Below are 16,780 nucleotides of genomic sequence, written 5' to 3' on the forward strand. Positions count from 1 at the left end.
TGAGGACCCGATTGATCGTTGTCGCCTTGTGATCGGTCAGGTACAGGTGAACGGCAGTCATGCTGCAATTGGCCGTCATGAAGCCCTTCAGGCGCGCCACATCGACCGACACCGCGCCGTAGTTCTCAGGGTCGATCGGGACGACGTTCATCTTGGGATAGTCTTCGTTGTAGCCCGCGTTGTAGGTGCGCAGCATCGCCGAGTAAGACTGTACCGACACCACACCCGGTTCGGTGCGCATCGCGGTCGAGAATTCGTCCTCGTACAACCCGACCGCCGCGTTGTCGCACGCGTTGCCGTTCGACTCGATGGCCACCGACAGCCAGTCGAGGCCCATGTCGTAGTTGCCCGCAATCGACGTCGCATCCCGGTTGAACCGCGCTTCCTCACGCAACTCCGGGGCGCCCGGTTGCAGCGTGCCAATCACGCGATCGCGGCTCTGCCAGACGGAAAGTCCGAATACCATCAACGTGATCAAAAGCGTGACGCTTGCGAACTTCGGCTGGGCCACCCGCGACAGCGGTCGCAGGAACGCCGAGCGCCACGCGCTTCGCTTGAGCGCGCTCTCGGCGTACGCCTGGGTGAAGTTGAAACACGATGCGGCAACCGGCAGCAGGATCAGGTTGGTGACGATCTTGTAGGCGACGCCCATCGATGCGGTGATGGCCAACTCGCGCACCATCGGAATCGGGATCAGCAGCAGTGTGATGAACGACACGAACGCGGTGACGAGTGCCAGCACACCCGGGATCAGCAGACCGCTGAAGCTGTGGCGCGCCGCATCGTACGAGCTGTTCCCGCGAGCGATCTCGCGCACGATGAAGTTGACCTGCTGCACGCCGTGCGACACACCAATGGCGAACACCAGGAACGGCACCAGCACCGCAAGCGGGTCCAGACCGAAGCCCAGCAGCCTCAACGTACCGAACTGCCAGACCAGCGACGTCAGCGAGCAGACGATCAGCAGCACCGTGAAGCGAGCCGAATGGCAATACCAGTAGACGGCCAGCGCGGTCAGCAGCAGCGCGATCGCGCAGAAACCCAGCACGGCCGTGGCGCCATCGGCAATGTCGCCGATCTGCTTCGCGAAGCCGATGATCTGGATTTCGTAGCCGGCGTCCTCGAACGGCTTGCGGAGCTTCTCTTCGAGCGTATGGTTGAACGCCACATAGTCGAGCACCTTACCCGTGCTATCCCGTTCGTTCAGCTCGGCCGTGATCATCGCGCTGTCCTCGTTATGCGAGACGAGCGTACCGACGTAGCCGCCCAGCGTCGTCGCGCGACGAATGTGTGCAACGACCTCAGGCGTCAGTTGATTCGGTGTGATGTTGCCCGAGATGATCGGCTCGGCGCGAAACCCTTCGTCGGTGATCTCGTTGACGAATGCGTTCGGCGTCCACAGCGAGCGCACACCGATCCGGTCGACATTCGGCAGGTACGTGACCGCCTGGGTCACCTTGTACAGCCGTGTCAGCCCCTCCGGCGTCCAGATCGAGCCGTGCTTCGCGCGCACGACGACCGTGATGCGGTTCGCGCCGAGCAGATCGTTCCGGTATTTCTGGAACGTCTGGATGTATTCATGGCCGATCGGCATCTGCTTCTCGAAGCCCGCATCCATCCGCAATTGCACCGCGAACACCGCCATCGCGACGGTGAACAGGCCGATCACCACAAGCACGATCGCGCGATGGCCGAAGAAGAGTCTTTCCAGGTAACTGACTAGACGATTGAGCACAGCATTACCTCTTCAAATGTCACGGGTTAACTCGTCAGAAGTTCCGGGTGACGAACAACCCGACGAAATTTCGATCCGAGTAGGGGTTCCCCACCGTCTGGTGTCCGCCGAAGAACGCCGTGAAGTTGATACCCGCCTGCCAGTTGGGCGGATTCTGGTTGAACAGCACGTAGAGGTTCACCGACTTCGCGCCCTGCATGTAGTTGCCCGTGAACGTCGGCGTGTAGCCATAGAGTCCGTCGGAGAACGTGATGCCCGGCGTCACCTGCCAGCCGTGAATCAGCGTGCCGTCGTAGGTCCAGTTGAAATCGATCGTTGCGCCCACCGAACTCGCCGTGCCCTGCGCGGCCACGATCGGATAGCCGAGCCCCGAGTTGTTGTTCAGCCACGGCAGATAGCCGGCGGCGGGCACCTGCGTGACCGTCTGTCCGTCGATCGTGCGCGTGACGCCGTTGGCATTCAGGCCCGGGTAATGGATCCACGTCACTTCCCACGTCAACGCTGCCGAATCCGCGCCGAGCAGTTTCAGGAACGGATACTCGCTGCGCGTGAGCGCCAGCAGGCCGTTGAGGTCGAGCTGGAATTTCTTCTTGTCGACCCATTGCTGGCAGTTGATTCCTGGTACGCCGTTGGTGTTCAGGTCGAGCGGGCCACCCGCGCCAAAGCAGCCCGACAATGCAACGGCGTCGCGCGGCCGATACGACAGTTCGGTGCCGATCGCCCAGGGGCCAAGACCGAAGTTCGCGCTGACGCCGAACAGCTGGCGGTTGCCGAGATACGACCACTGTGCGGTCCCGTTCGCCAGCGAAGCGATGACCGGCGACTTGTCGATGTAGTTCTCGTAGTAGAACGCGAAGTTCGCATCGAACGAACGCGGCGAGTAATTGAATTTCACGCCGAACTGCGGCCGGTATTTCGCCGGCAGGTTCGTCGTGACCGGCACACCGATGTCGTTGAACGGCGGGCCTTGGAATTGTCCGTTGACGAGCCCGTTCTTGATCGCGTTCAGCGTATCCTGGTTGCCTGCTGCGCCCGGCCCGCCGATCGCGTTCGCGATCGTGCCCGCGCTCGGCCCGGCCACGTTCAGGTTGGTCGAGTTGAGCGTGAACGGTTCCGTACCCCGCCCGAAGCTGTTCGTGATCGACCAGTACGAGCCGACCGGCGGGACGCGGTTGCCGTTCCACTGGAACTGGTAGTAACCCTCGGTGCTGAAGCCATGGGACAGGTCCGCGGCGACGCTCAGCATCGGCGCCGGAAGCAACGCCTGTTTGAGCTGAGTGCCCGGAATCAGCAGTTTCTGCGTGTCGATCGAATTGGTCGCATTGATGCCGCTCTGCGCGAAGATGCTCTCGCCCCAGTTGATCACCTGGTTGCCGACCCGCACGTGCGCGTTGCGCCCGCCGATCGTGAAATCCTTCTCCGCCCACAGGTCGAGCAATTGCGCGTTGTACACCACCTGCGCCGCCGCGGTGCTCGACAGCGGCGTTCTCTCGGTGTTCTTCGCCATGAAGTCGTACATCCCCGTGCCGCGTACCATGAATTTCAGCCCCTCGCTCGGCATCTTCAGCAGCAGTTCGCTGGTCGCGCTGATGTAGGTGCTGAACGGCTGCCCCTTGCGGTAGTTCAGGTCGCCGTTGTCGGCGTTCCCCCATTGATTGGTGTTGGCCGACGCGCCGCAACCGTTCGCATTCGGATCGCCCGTGAGCGAGCAGCTCGGGCTCTTGGTGCGGATCCCCATGCCTGCGGTCAGGTTGGTCACCCACGATCCCTGCAGGTCGTTGAACCCTGTCGTGAAGTCATACCCGTACGCGGCCGAAGCCGTCGCACTCAGAACAGCAATCGAAACCGTAGTACGTCTAACGACATTTTTCGCTTTCATCGCCCCACTCCTCCAAACCGGATGCCGGCGACGCATCCGCACGCGCCGGCTCTGTATTTTTTATCTGTTCGACAACCGTCAGCGCTCGCTCACCGACCGCAGGGATTCGGCCGTGTAGAAGTCCGTCTTGTAGCGCGGGTCGTTGATCTGCTGGAACCAGCGGATATCCTTGCCCTGGCCAATCGACGAAGCGTCGAACACGTAGCGTCCGTTGTTGAGGTCGTACTGCGCCATTGGCTCGTTATCACAGGCGCCGCCGAGCTCCCAAACCGGAATCGGATAGCTTTCGCGCACCTTCCAGAGCTTGCCCTGCGCGTCATAGTCCTCGCCGACCAGCGCAAGCCAGCTATCCTCGTCCAGATAGAAGGTCTTCTTCGACGCAACGTGGCGCGCCGAGGACTTGAGCGTCGCCTCCACGACCCACACGCGGTGCACCTCGTAGCGGCGATGATCGGACGCGACGCCATTGGGCGTAGCGACATCGTGCAGCTTGTCCTTGAAGGTGTACATGCCGAACGCGTTATACGGGACGATCATTTCCTTCTTGCCCACGAGCTTCCAGTTGAAGCGGTCGATGGAGCCGTTGAACATGTTGGATTCATCGATCAAATACTGGTTTTCGTAGCCGATCAGCGGCGCGTCATGCGTATAAGCCGGCATGCGTCGCACGCGCCGTTGTCCGGGGAAGTAGTAGTAGGTTTCCGAATCCTTGTCGAAGTACTGGCGTTGCACGAACGCCTGTCCGGCCAGCGCCGCGGGTGAGTTGACCGAGAAATAGGCGCCCAGGTTGAACTGGTCGACGTCCTGCGGCGTGGTCTTGCCTTCCTTGCCCGCCGGGAAATAGAAGACCTGCGGGCCGATGCTGTCGATCCAGTCGTTACCGCCCGGGCGTGGGGAAATGGCCGTGACACCCGGCGCCCACTCCACGCCTTCGCCGCGGTACCGTGTCTCATAGTTGAGGATCGCCTCGGCGCCGTTCTTCGGCTGCGGAAACGCCACGCCCGGGAGCACCGCTGCCTGCACTTTCTCGCCATCCGAAGCGAGTTTCGCGGCCGTGAGATTTGCCTTCGAATTCTGCTCGGCGAATTCCGGCAACTGGCATTCGCGGTGGGACGGATAGACGTCCATGCGGTAGCCCTTCAACTGCTTGACGAGCTGAATCTGCCCCGGCGTCAGTTTGTCGGCGTATTTATCGACGTTCGCCGCATCGATCGTGTACAGGGCTTTTTCGCTCTTGTGCTTCCAGAAGTCGCCGCGAACCTTGCCCCACTCCCAGCCCGCAGGCGAGGCTTGCCTGCCGGCAAACGCCGGCACCAGTCCATCCTTGCTGGCCGCGTGCTCTGCGCCTGTCGGCGTGAGGTCTTCCGCCACGGCCGTCGTTCCGATCACAAGACATACTGCGGCCGCGATGGCGGACACGGCTCCGATACTGCGCTGCTTCATCATCGTTCTCCTTCCGATTCCATACGCTTCGTGGCCTGCATGGCAGGCCGTGCGGAGCGCGATGTCGTCGATGGTGGTTTCAACGTCGGTCATCGCCACTCCGCGTCAGACTCAGTCCTTGCCGGCCCCGGCCACCGCCACCGCCCGAATCTCGATGCACAACTCGGGAAGGGCCAACTGCGTCACGCCCACTGCCGACCACGACGGATAGCGGCTCGGGAAGTACTGATCCTTGACGGTCGCGAACGCTTCCATTCCGCCGTGAAGGTCGGTGTGGAAGGTCGTCAGCTCAACCACGTCGGCCAGGCTTGCGCCCGCCGCCTCGAGAACCATCTTCAGCGATTCGAAGGCAATCTGTGCCTGCGCTTGCATGCCCTCGCCGACGTTCCCCTGGGCATCGGCTCCGACCTGGCCGGACACCCAGATCGTGTCGCCCACGCGGGTCGCGGGCGAAAAATGATAGGCGTCGTGGAACGCCTGGAAAGCGGGCGGAACGATCGATTGCCGCGTGTGAGTTGCTGTCATGACGTAAGCCTCCTGACTCGGATGGTGTGATGAAAACAGGTCGCGCGGAACGGGTCAGCGCAGCTGCGTGCAGTAGGCGGCCCGGAACGGCTCACCCGGCGTCAGCGATGGATCGTTGAGCTCGCTAATGTCATAGGGGTAGTTGCATCCCCCAGTCGGCAAGGGCCGGTAGAACAGCTTGTCGCCGTAGAACCGGTAGACCAGTGTGTGGCGGTCCGGACAGTCGGGGGTCACGGGAGCACCACCGTGCAGGGAGCCGGATTGGAACAACAGCGCATCGCCGGGCTCCAGATCCCAGGAAAGGACATCCCACGATGCTGGGTCCTTCGCGCGGTCGGCCTGGATGTCGGGCAGGTGGGGCCAGTCGGTGTTCGCCCACAACGGCTTGGTGTGGTCGTTAGGGTCATTGTAGGAGGTGCCGTTGTACTGGATGCCGAGGTGGGAGCCTCGGACGACTTCGAGCGAATTCTTGCGGGGTATCGTCTCAAAACAGGTCCAGATGTTGAGCAACTGCGGCCCGCTAAACGGATAGTACGAGGTGTCCTGGTGCCACGGCGATCGGCCGGCCCTGCCTCCCTTCTTGACGAAGATTTCCTCGCCGAGAAACCACACATGCTCGGAGTCCCAAAGCGACGCCACAAATTCATCGAGTGCCAACGCCTTGATCGTCGCGACGTGCACGTCGCGGTTGTCGAAGTTGCCGTAGTCGTTGAAATGCTCATCCGGCGTGCCTTCGAAGGCGTAGCCGTGCTGCGGGCTCGGGTGGGCGATCCCGTAATCGAAAGCCTCGCGCATCCGCTTGAGCCGCTCGGGGGTGAACAAGCCCCGTGCGACGGTGGCACCGTCACGCGCCAGGTCCAGCCTCATCTGCTCAGTCACTTGCATGTGAATCTCCTCATGCCGCATTGAAAACACAGTTGTGAACAATTCATCCCTCAACATACGTACATCCGGCCTATCTATTACGTATTTATGGCCTAATCGTAGAGGTGAAACGGCCTACAATCAAGACAAAGGAAGATAGGGGAAACACCAACTGAGCCCCGCGCAATCGATGTCGAATCGAGTCAAATTCGCCTGCCGCAGGGGCGTGTGGCGGCAGCCGGAGCGCTTCGGGCTTCGGTCACATCAAGACGACGGGATGGGCTTCTCCCATTCAAAGCAAACGTGCCGTCCAGTGCTCAACTGAACGGCATTGCGGTCTCGAAGGGTGCGTCGCAGCAAAGTCAACATACCGCTAAGGGAAGAGGCCGTTAGCGATGGCGCTCCAGGCCAGGAAGCGTATAACTTCGATTGACGTTCGGTTCCTTTTCCTGCGCGCGCTCCAACGCACAATAGGCGTAATACAACGAAACGGACTGGTAAGACCAGGTAAGCAACGCGAATATATAGAAAATCATGTGATCGTCGTCGCCAGGTATATGGTAGAAGTCATAGGTGCTCGCAATCGTCTGCGCGGATACCAGTGCCAGGATCACGCCCACAGCGTTAAGCCTCTCTCCGACGCTCAGCAATCTCTTGGCAAAGTAAGCGAGGTAAATCGAGAACAAAGACCACATCACAAGATAGAAGTAGGGCTTGGGCCCAACCATAAAGTCCGCTGCCCACACAATAACGGTTGCCGCCAATGCGCCCGCCACATACACGACATCAACGACAATCGATGGCTTGTATCGATGCGTAACAGCCATCATGCCTGCGATGGCGATAACCGGTATGCCGACGGCTCTGGAAAATGCATCGCAAAAAAGCGAGATGCTATAAAAGACCTGCGCGCCGGTTAAGGCATTGATCATTAAATTCGTCGCCGAGAACGTCACAACCAGCCACTCGACCCCGAGTAGGTAGTTACGCTTCTTGAGGAGCTTCACACCATAGACAAGGGAAGTCACTATCAATGCAAGATCAGCAAGACAATAAAGATAAAATTTGAATTCCATGATGAATTCCAATGGCCATTATGAATTTGATTCACTATTACGCTGACCCACGCCAATACCAATCCTTGCATCACGTCTGGACGCGAGATGGCGCTGCCGATATATGCGGGTTTCGCACTGGTATGTCAGGCGGCTGGCGCCATCGCGGTGCCCACGAGTGCCGGGGCGCGTTCGCGCAGTAAGCTGATACCGAAGAGAAACAACCACAGAGGATGAATCGCGAGGGTGAGCTGCAGCGCCATTTCGCCGAGATCCCGCCGGCCGCCGAGGTTGAGAATGAACTCAATGCCGAACACGCAAAGATCGAAAGTGAGCAGACGGCCGAAGCCCCATTTCTCGGCGCGCAGGAAGCGTGCTGCTACGATTCCCCACAGCAGCAGGACCGGTGCTTCAGCGTTCCAGATACCTTGTGCGGCATTCTGCAGGGTGGGCCAGATGGCTTCGGCTGCCATCCTGGCCATGGGGTCGTTGCCCGCATACAGGCCGGCCAGCGGTGCGAGCGTGAGGTTCAGCATGCCTGCGCCAACGATCCCCAGGATGGCGTACGCGACGACCCCGGTCAGGGCAATATCTGCCAGTACGCCCACGCGCTGGCGCATCCGTCCCCAGAGATAGCCGCCAACGGCCAGGAACGGCAGATACCAGCCGAGGATGTCGGCCCACATCGACAATCGATAGAGGTTCTGCGACCCCGGAGCGAATGCAAGCATCGCGACGGGACGTTCGAGAACCTCGACATCGAAATTGGCCGCGGCAGCGTACAGCACCGCCATGCCCCAGCCGAGCACCGCGCCGATCACGGCCAGCCAGCCGACGAAGCGGCGCGGGTCGTTAACTGTCATTTGTTGTGTCATGGTCTGACTCCTGCTTATCGGCTTGCGATGAATTGCGCCAGATCTTCGATATCCCGTTGCGACAGCCGACCGGCCATCGCCGCCATCACACCGGCGGCATCGCGGCGCGTGCCGCTCCTGAAGTTCGTAAGCTGATCGACCAGGTAGTCGTAGCCTTGCCCGGCCAAGCGCGGATACGCGTCCTTCCCCTCCAGCTGCTGTCCGTGGCAGGCGGCGCAATTGTTGGCCTTGGCCAGCGCTTCGCCACGTGCCACGCGCGCCGCATCGCCATGGAAGGACGTGTTCGGCAACGGCGTCATCTGCGAGAAGTGCGTCACTAACGATTCGAACTCGCGCTCCGACAGGCTGAGCGCGAATGGCGTCATGGTCGGATCGCTGCGCTCGCCACTGGCGAATGCCCTGAGCTGCGTCCTGAGATAGGCCTCTTTCTGACCCGCCAGACGCGGATAGGCCTGGGTGCGCGCGTTGCCTTCGAAACCGTGGCAGTAAATGCAGGCATCGCTGGCACGCGGCCATGGACCGTTCATACGTGCGTTGTCGCTCGAGATCCGGTCGATCTCGTTGCTCACTCGCAGCAAGCCATAGAATTCCGGTCCGTAGACGATGCCGGCTACCACGACGACAGCTGACAGCAGCCAGCCCGACGCGATGAGCATCCGCTTGCCGCGGCTTCGTGATTTCGTTGTGCTATTCATCATGCCCTCCCCCCGGCCACGGCCTGCAGCGCCTGCAATGCCGCCTTATGGCCGGACCGCACTGCGCCGTCCATGTAGCCCGCCCAGATGTCCGCCGTTTCCGTGCCCGACCAGATCAGCCGGCCGACCGACGGATGCAAGGCTTCACCGTACTTCGTGAGGAAACCGGGCGGCATCGGCGAGACGCAGGTCAGCGTCCATTTATCCGCCTTGAGCCAGTCGCGCTGATGGAACGCGACGGGATGCAGCGCTTCGTCTCCGAATGCCTCGGCATAGATGCGCGAGAGCTCGGCCTCGGCCGCCTTCGGGTCGGACGGCAGCATGCTGATGTGCACGAACGCGTTGATCACGCCGAACGAGAGATCCTCCGGCGAGTTGTCATATGCCCATAACACCGGTCCCTTCGGTTGAAAGATCCAGCCGTTCAAGCCCTTGTCGCGCCAGAACGCTTTCTTGTAGACATGCGTCGTCTTGCGCCCGGGCGCAAACGCAGGCCAGCGCCGCTGCATTTCGTGGCGTTTTTCCGGCAGCGGCGGATCGAAGGCGATCTGGTTGCACAGCGGCGGCGAGAGCGCGACGATCACGCTGCGCGCGCGGATCACGCCGTTCGGGGTATGAATCGCGACCGGTCCGTTCTGCCAGTTCTCGATGCGCAGCACGGGAGTCGACAGACGGACCTTGTCGCCCAGCGCCTGCGCCATCTTGATCGACAGGATCTGCGAGCCACCTGAGAGACGGGTCTGCTGCGCACCGTCCTTGACCGCTTCGAGCCGGTCGTAATTGCATTCGGCTGAATTGACCATCGACAACCAGTGCAGGAGCGACAGCCTCGCCGGCGTGGTGCCGCCGGTGATCTCCAGGCCGGTCGACCAACCGATCTGGTCTGCCGGTGCAATGTTCTTTTTCGCCAGCCAGTCGCCAACCGACAGCGCGTCGAACTCGGCGGCGCGCGGCGACTTCCACGGCGCGCCGGACGGCACGCTCCTGGCCAGCTCCTCGAGTTCGTGCGCGACCTTCGGATCCGTGCCGAACCCGCCCTCGGTATCGACTACGGCACGTGCGCCGCCGGCGAGCATCGTGGACTTGCCCTGCCAGTAGGTGGGAAACGTGCCGACACCCAGCTCGCGGGCCAGGTCGGCGACCGCGGTCTGGCCCGGCCCGATCCATTGGCCGCCCGCTTCCGAGAAATAGCCTTTGCCGAGATCGTGGTTGAGGGTGCGTCCGCCGACACGGTCGCGCGCCTCCAGCACCACGAACGTCTCGCATCCGGCACGTTTCAGGTCACGTGCCGCGGTCAGGCCTGCCAGCCCGGCGCCGATGATGGCAACCTCGAGCACATCGCGCTCATCGCTTGCGGCACTCGCCGCGCGCGCCACCTTCGGCAGTACCGCGGCCGTCGCCGCTGCCGTCACCGACGCGGCCATACCGAGAAAGCCGCGACGCGTGAGCGCGGCCGTCTCCGGCGCCTCATCGCGTTTCCTTACAACATCGTCCATCTTGTCTCCTGCCTGACTTGAAAAATTGGGAGCGCTATCGGCTTGCGATGTATTGCGCCAGGTCCTCGATATCCTGTTGCGACAGCGCTCTGACGATCGCCGGCATCGCGCCGGTGGCATCGCGTCGTGCACCGCTCTTGAAGCGCGTGAGCTGATCGATCAGGTAGTCGTGGCCCTGCCCGGCCAATCGCGGATAGATGTCTTTCCCTTCCAGCCGCTGCCCGTGACAGGCGGCGCAGTTGTGGGCCTTGACCAGCGCTTCGCCACGTGCCACGCGGGCCGCGTTGGCATGGAAGGTCGTGTTCGGCAGTGGCGCCGTCTTCGAGAATTGCGCCACCAGGCTGTCCAGCTCGCGCGGCGACATGCTCAGCGCCATCGGCGTCATGTTCGGATCGCTGCGTTCGCCGCTGGCGAATGCCGCGAGCTGCTTCTTGAGATACGGCTCCGGTTGACCCGCCAGGTGCGGATAGGTCTGGCTGCCCGCATTGCCTCCGTAGCCATGACAGCCAATGCACGCTTCGCTAGGACGCGGCCATGTACCGCCGGCACGTGTGTCATCCTGCGAGATCTGGTTGACCTGCTTACCCAACTGCAGCAACCCGTAAAGTTCCGGCCCGTAGACGATGCCGGCGACCACGGCCACCGCCGTCAGCAGCCAACCCGACAGGACGACCATTTTTCTGGAACGGCTGCGCGTCTTTACGGTATTCATCATGCCCTCCCCGCGGCCGCGGCTTGCAGCGCCTGCAATGCCGCCTTGTGGCCGGAACGCACTGCGCCATCCATGTAGCCCGCCCAGATATCGGCCGTTTCCGTGCCCGACCAGATCAGCCGGCCGACAGTCGGATGCAAGGCTTCACCGTACTGGGTAAGAAAACCGGGTGGCATCGGCGAGACACAGGTCAGCGTCCATTGATCCGCCTTACCCCAGTCGCGGTCGTGATACGCGACGGGATGCAGCGCTTCGTCGCCGAGCGCCTGGGCATAGATGCGCGTAAGCTCGGCCTCGGCCGCCTTCGGGTCGGATGGCAGTAGACCGTTGTGCACGAACGCGTTGATCACACCGAACGAGAGATCCTCCGGCGAGTTGTCGTACGCCCATAACACCGGCCCCTTGATTTGAAAGATCCAGCCACTCAGACCCTTGTCGCGCCAGAACGGCTTCTTGTAGACATGGGCCGTCTTGCGCATCGGCGCATATGCGGGCCAGCGCCGCTGCATCTCGCGGCGTTTTTCCGGCAGTGGAGGATCGAAGGCGATCTGGTTGCACAGCGGCGGCGAGAGCGCGACGATCACGTGGCGCGCACGGATCACGCCATTCGGGGTGTGGATGGCGACCGGTCCGTTCTGCCAGTTCTCGATGCGCAGCACGGGGGTCGACAATCGGACCTTGTCGCCCAGCGCCTGTGCCATCCTGATCGACAGGATTTGCGAACCGCCGGAGAGACGGGCTTGCTGCGCACCGCCGCTGGTGCCCTCAAGCCGCTCGTACTTGCAATCGGCCGAGTTGATCATCGACAGGTAGTACAGGAGCGACAATTTCGTCGGCGTGGTGCCACTCGTAAGCCGCAAGCTCGCTGACCAATCGATCTGGTTCTCCGGTGCAATGTTCTTTTTCGCCAGCCAGTCGCCGACCGACAGCGCATCCAACTCGGCGGCGCGCGGCGACTTCCACGGCGCGCCGGACGGCACGCTCCTGGCCAGCTCCTCGAGTTCGCGCTGAAACTTCAGATCCGTGCCGGGTACGCCACCGAGCTCGATCGCAGCGCGTGCACCGCCGGCCAGCATCGCGGACTTGCCCTGCCAGTACGTGAGAAACGTGCCGACGCCCAGCTCGCGGGCCAGGTCGGCGACCGCGGTCTGGCCCGGCCCGATCCATTGGCCGCCCGCTTCCGAGAAATAGCCGTTGCCGAGGTCGTGGTTGAGGGTGCGTCCGCCGACACGGTCGCGCGCCTCCAGCACCACGAACGATTCGCATCCGGCACGTTTCAGGTCACGTGCCGCGGTCAGGCCTGCCAGCCCGGCGCCAATGATGGCAACCTCGAGCACGTCGCGCTCATCGCTTGCGACACTCGCCGCGCGCGCCACCTTCGGCAGACCCGCTGCCGTCGCCGCTGCCGTCACCGACGCGGCCATACCGAGAAAGCCGCGACGCGTGAGCGCGGCCGTCTCCGGCGCCTCATCGCGTTTCTTTACAACATCGTCCATCTCGTCTCCTGCCTGACTTGAAAAATTGGGAGCGCTATCGGCTTGCGACGTATTGCGCCAGGTCCTCGAAATCCCGTTGCGACAACGGACCGGCCATCGCCACCTTCGCCCCGGTGGCATCGCGGCGCGCGAGTTATTGAAGTAATGGATCGCAGCGTATTACTCAGAACCACTGCTCCGGCATGGTCAAAGGGGTTGTTTCCACCGGATTGAGAACGGCGAGCCAGGCGGCTACCTTGGGCATCTCCCATCCGAAGAAGTAGTCGCACGCCGCGAGCTTGCCGCGATGGAAGTCGCTTCCGGTCGGGCCGCTCTCGAGCGTATTGGCCACAATCGCCTGATCGAGCCAAATCCAGCCGACGACGACATGGCCAAATGCTTCAAGGTAGGCGGCCGCATTCGCCAGCTGGAGCTCCGGGTCGTCAAGCCGGTGCAGCTTGCCGGTGACGATGCGGATGCGCTCCCACGCGCATTCGAGTGTGCTGGCATGACGTTGGAGCGCTTCGGTCGACCGCGCTCTGGAGACCGTGGCGGAGATTTTCCTGTCCAGAACCGTCATGGCGGCATCGCCGTTTGCACGGGTCTTGCGGCCAAGCAGGTCGAGCGCCTGAATGCCGAATGTGCCTTCGTGTATCGGGTTGAGCCGGTTGTCGCGATAGAACTGCTCGACGTTGTATTCGCGCGTGTACCCATAACCGCCGTGAACCTGAATGGCGAGATCGTTGGCGACGAGGCCCCATTGGGACGACCAGCTCTTGACGACGGGGGTGAGCAGATCAAGCAGGCATTGCGCCTCTTCGCGGCCGTGGGCGTCTTCCAGCGAGTGAATATCGTCGCTGAGACGAGCCGCGTACAGACATAACGCGAGCGCACCGGATACATACGCCTTCTGTGCCAGCAGCATGCGCCGGACATCGGCATGACGAATGATGGGGACCTGGGCGGATGTGGGCGATCGGTCGCCGCGTGTCCGCCCCTGCAGGCGCGTTTTCGCATAATCGAGCGCGTGCAGATAGCCTGTATAGCCAATCGCGGCGGCGCCGAGGCCGACCGAGATACGCGCCTCGTTCATCATGTGGAACATGTAGGCGAGCCCTTTGCCGGGCTCGCCAAGGATCTCTCCGATTGCGCCAGCCTCGCCTTCCGGACGGTAGCGACCTTCGCCGAAATTCAGCAGGCAATTAACGGTGCCGCGGTAACCCATCTTGTGATTGATGCCGGCAAGGACGACATCGTTTCGCTGCCCCGGCTGCCCGTCGGCGTTGATCAACTTGCGCGGAACGGTGAACAGCGATATGCCTTGAACCCCTGGAGGAAGCTGGCCGTTCTCGTCGGGAATCTTCGCCAGCACCAGGTGGACGATGTTCTCGGAAAGCTCATGATCGCCACCGGAGATCCACATCTTGTTGCCGAACAGGCGGTAGCGACCATCGCCACTGGGGACCGCACGCGTCCGAATATCGGCAAGACTCGACCCGGCTTGTGGCTCCGACAGGCACATCGTGCCAAAACACCGGCCTTCTGACATGGCCTTGACGTAGTGTTCCACGCGCGCCCGTTCGCCGTGGGCAATCAGCAGATTTGCGTTGGCGATGGTGAGAAGCGGATAGCCTGCCGTTCCAGTATTGGCCGCAAACAAATAGGCCATGCCGGCGCGCTCTACGGTGCTCGGCAAGCTCATGCCGTTCCACTCGGCAGGGAACGCGGCGCTGACCAGGCCGGCGTCTGCAAATGCCCGCAATGCGACCCCAACCTCCGGGTTGATGGTGACGCGTTCGCCATCAAATGCGGGTTCGTTGCTGTCGTTCTTCTTGTTATGTGGTTTGAAGAGATCCGTGGCGAGAGATTCGTACACATCCAGCACGGATGTGTAGTCGAATCGATCCTGCCCGGCAAACCGTTGCCGACTGGCAAGAGACTCGACTTGCAGCCAGTCGAAAAGGATGAACTCCACGTCGCGGCGGGAGAGGATGAGTTCGCTAGTCATGGAATCGAATGAACGGGTTTTGGGTCCTTCGCGAGTTTTTGAATGTCTTCAATAAACTAAGGAATGCAAATTGATATGATCAAGACGATCGACCGAAGAAGCATTGCGGGCGTTATGTGTTGATCAGCGTCAGCCACTCCGTCCCGCGCAGCCCGTGGGAGGGACTGATGCACTGGCGCTAGTCGAAGCGGCCGACCTCAACAAAGTCGTCCTGCTTGAGCAACGACTGCGGGTCCGACATCAACCCGTTGCGTTCGACGAACCCCGCATAGGTCGTGCTGCATGACCATCCAAGCAGCCTCTGCATTTCCTCAGGAAAGCGCTTGACTCGCTCGATAGGCAAAGTCAGGTAGTGGTTCTCTTCCTGTCGCAAGATCGCGAGGTCATACGACATCGTCAGTCCCGTGCGCGGGGCGTTGCTACGGTTCTGACCGCCTCCGTGATACGTCGAACCAATGAATATCAGTGCGTCGCCGGCGTCCATCGAGGTCGGGATGGCCTCTTCTTGCTTTGGCATGCGTTCGTCATCCCACTTGTGGCTCCCCGGGATGACCAAGGTCCCGCCGTTCTCTTCGGAAAAATCGGTGATGGCGATCATGATCTGCACGCGTGCCTCCCGGTTGTATCCGGGGTGCCGCCAAAGCCAGACCGAATCGTCACGGTGCAAGGGTTGCACGCCTTGACCCGGTCGAATCTGAATGGCTTGCGTAACGCCCACCTGAATATCGGGAGCTACGTCGACCTGGTTTTCACCGCTCCAGACCTTGATCGGCGTCTGCAGGATGAGGCGCGCGGTTTCGAGATACAGAGGGTTCAGCGCGACGTCGACCATATGGTCGGTTCGCGCAAACAGACGTGACAACCTCCGTGTTTGTGCACCTGCGAAGTATTCGTCCACCCCGTTCGGGGTAGTCTCGAGCAAGGGAAGAAGATCCTTCTTCAGGTTCTCGAGCAGGCTTGGGCTGAGGAACCCTTTTACGATCGCACCGCCGTCCTCTTTGATGACCGACGCAAGTTCTGCGGGCGTAGCTGAATTGGGGAATCGCTTGACGGACATGGTTTTACCTCACGACGAGGTTAATGATTGAACAAATGTGAGCGCGTTCAGCTTCATGACTTCCACGCTCTTCCGAAATTGCCGTATGCATCGTCGGCTACATGTCAGACGACAGTGCCTTTACATCCAGCTCAGGACCTGGCCGCCATCGACGACAATCACCGAGCCGGTCATGTAGCTGCCCGCATCGGACGACAGCAGCAGGGTCGCCCCGTCGAGCTGCTCGACCTCGCCGATCTTGCGCATCGGGATACGCTTGATCAGGTTCTCCTCCAGCCCGTTCTCTTCGAAAGACGCATGCATATCCGTCCTGAAGTTTCCGGGGCAAAGTGCGTTGACCCGAACCCCCTTTCCTGCGAGTTCGAGCGCCATGGATTGCGTCAAACTGATCAGCGCGGCTTTGGAGGCTCCATAACTGGTCATGTATCCACCCGCACGCAAGCCGGACGTCGAAACGACATTGATGATGGAGCCACTGCGTCGCGCCGCCATTCCGTTGGCCGCCTGCTGAGCGAGGAGAAATGCGCCACGAAAATTGATATCGAAAACCCGATCGATGTCTTCCGCTCGCTGAGAAAGAAAGCGCTCGGTGTAGATGACACCTGCGTTGTTGAACAGGATGTCGATCGGCCCGCCAACCTGGCTCTCGGCTTGAGCCCACGCTTGCGCAATCGAACCCGGGTCGCTCACGTCGAGGGGCACGCTGGACGCAGCGTGCCCCTCTGCGCGCAGCCGTTCCACATGGGCCTCCAGCAGACTGGCACGTCGGGCGGCAAGAACAACGCTTGCGCCCGCCTCCGCCATCAACTCTGCAACATGCAAGCCAATGCCACTGGAAGCACCGCTGATGAAGGCCGCCTTGCCATGCAAACTGAACAAGGATTGAATGTTGTTCATTGATGTCTCTTCATGAATCGTTTGGGTCACTTCGTGGCGGATACGGCTGCGGTGCCCACTCGCG

The 16,780-nt window shown here is 61.5% G+C and carries 14 protein-coding genes; all 14 read right to left on the bottom strand.

Going from position 1 to position 16,780, the window contains the following annotated elements:
• Positions 1–1,735, bottom strand: a 1,735-nt coding sequence (locus G3N94_RS07950; RefSeq protein WP_205791756.1) for an MMPL family transporter, incomplete at its 3' end; no start/stop codon positions are given.
• A 34-nt stretch (positions 1,736–1,769) separates the two neighbouring features.
• Positions 1,770–3,614 carry a DUF1302 domain-containing protein gene (locus G3N94_RS07955; RefSeq protein WP_205791759.1) on the bottom strand — a complete coding sequence of 615 codons (1,845 nt, stop codon included), beginning with the start codon at positions 3,612–3,614 and terminating at the stop codon, positions 1,770–1,772.
• 78 nt (positions 3,615–3,692) lie between these two features.
• A complete protein-coding gene (locus G3N94_RS07960; protein WP_205791882.1) occupies positions 3,693–5,060 on the bottom strand; it encodes a DUF1329 domain-containing protein in 1,368 nt (455 codons plus the stop codon).
• Positions 5,061–5,168: 108 nt separating this feature from the next.
• On the bottom strand, positions 5,169–5,582 hold the full coding sequence (locus G3N94_RS07965; protein WP_205791762.1) for a RidA family protein: 414 nt from the start codon (positions 5,580–5,582) through the stop codon (positions 5,169–5,171).
• Positions 5,583–5,636: 54 nt separating this feature from the next.
• Positions 5,637–6,467, bottom strand: coding sequence for a phytanoyl-CoA dioxygenase family protein (locus tag G3N94_RS07970; protein WP_205791764.1), 831 nt, complete (start codon positions 6,465–6,467; stop codon positions 5,637–5,639).
• Between the two features lie 368 nt (positions 6,468–6,835).
• Complete coding sequence (locus tag G3N94_RS07975; protein ID WP_205791766.1) at positions 6,836–7,522, bottom strand: hypothetical protein; 687 nt, start codon at positions 7,520–7,522, stop codon at positions 6,836–6,838.
• A 125-nt stretch (positions 7,523–7,647) separates the two neighbouring features.
• A complete protein-coding gene (locus tag G3N94_RS07980; protein ID WP_205791768.1) occupies positions 7,648–8,376 on the bottom strand; it encodes a hypothetical protein in 729 nt (242 codons plus the stop codon).
• 14 nt (positions 8,377–8,390) lie between these two features.
• Positions 8,391–9,074 (bottom strand): c-type cytochrome, encoded by a 684-nt coding sequence (locus tag G3N94_RS07985; protein ID WP_205791770.1) that lies wholly within the window; start codon positions 9,072–9,074, stop codon positions 8,391–8,393.
• A complete protein-coding gene (locus G3N94_RS07990) occupies positions 9,071–10,567 on the bottom strand; it encodes an FAD-dependent oxidoreductase (RefSeq protein ID WP_205791772.1) in 1,497 nt (498 codons plus the stop codon). Before G3N94_RS07990 ends, G3N94_RS07985 begins: the two co-directional genes overlap by 4 nt.
• 34 nt (positions 10,568–10,601) lie before the next feature.
• Positions 10,602–11,282 (bottom strand): c-type cytochrome, encoded by a 681-nt coding sequence (locus G3N94_RS07995; protein ID WP_205791773.1) that lies wholly within the window; start codon positions 11,280–11,282, stop codon positions 10,602–10,604.
• Entirely contained in the window at positions 11,279–12,775 is a 1,497-nt protein-coding gene (locus G3N94_RS08000; protein WP_205791884.1) for an FAD-dependent oxidoreductase, read from the bottom strand. Before G3N94_RS08000 ends, G3N94_RS07995 begins: the two co-directional genes overlap by 4 nt.
• A 163-nt stretch (positions 12,776–12,938) precedes the next feature.
• Positions 12,939–14,762, bottom strand: coding sequence for an acyl-CoA dehydrogenase (locus G3N94_RS08005; RefSeq protein ID WP_205791774.1), 1,824 nt, complete (start codon positions 14,760–14,762; stop codon positions 12,939–12,941).
• Positions 14,763–14,940: 178 nt separating this feature from the next.
• Positions 14,941–15,819: a phytanoyl-CoA dioxygenase family protein gene (locus G3N94_RS08010; protein ID WP_205791775.1), complete on the bottom strand. Its 879-nt coding sequence runs from the start codon at positions 15,817–15,819 to the stop codon at positions 14,941–14,943.
• A gap of 120 nt (positions 15,820–15,939) precedes the next feature.
• Complete coding sequence (locus tag G3N94_RS08015) at positions 15,940–16,716, bottom strand: SDR family oxidoreductase (RefSeq protein WP_205791776.1); 777 nt, start codon at positions 16,714–16,716, stop codon at positions 15,940–15,942.
• Positions 16,717–16,780 lie beyond the last annotated feature (64 nt).

It is taken from the genome of Burkholderia sp. Ac-20353, assembly GCF_017104785.1.
Classification (GTDB): Bacteria; Pseudomonadota; Gammaproteobacteria; order Burkholderiales; family Burkholderiaceae; genus Burkholderia.